Below are 558 nucleotides of genomic sequence, written 5' to 3' on the forward strand. Positions count from 1 at the left end.
ATCAGGGGAGTCCGATTTCTTTTCGACAACAATATCAGGATGGGACGCCATAAAGTCTTTGTTGTAGAAAGAGATATGACGGATAATGCCCAGCCCATTGGTGACAATGCCAAACTTGAAGACGTAGCAAAAATGTCCATTGATATACAGCTGCTTGATTTCAGGATTCGCAGAAGCATGGGACGGCATGGAGCCGTAGGCAACCTTATAGGGATCATAAGATTGATTAAAGCCCTGCTATGTCAAAATCAATAAAACTTTAAGCCGTGTAAAAAACCGCGACAAGAACGCAAAAACAAAAACTAAACTGGTTCTTACAGATCCAAAGTATCCGAACAGCGTTAGAATAGTTCCACTGAACAAAAAAGCAGATTTTTGTCTTCAGTGTATGCTTGAGCTATACGATACAAACTATTTTGAGAAAGATTTAATTCTTGCGACTCAAAAGTTAGCAACCCCCATTTCAAATGGGGGTTTAATTTTAACCCCTCCAGGGTATAGTACTGGTATCCGCTAAAGCGGGTTCGCAGACACCTTGCTACTGGCAGCCTCCCATGG

General features: G+C 41.8%; 1 pseudogene. It reads right to left on the reverse strand.

Going from position 1 to position 558, the window contains the following annotated elements:
• Positions 1–228, reverse strand: a pseudogene (locus H6A32_RS15900) (ISNCY family transposase); the annotation flags it as partial.
• Between the last annotated feature and the right edge of the window lie 330 nt (positions 229–558).

The sequence above is a fragment of the Drancourtella massiliensis genome (assembly GCF_016900655.1).
GTDB classification, from domain to species: Bacteria; Bacillota; Clostridia; order Lachnospirales; family Lachnospiraceae; genus Sellimonas; species Sellimonas catena.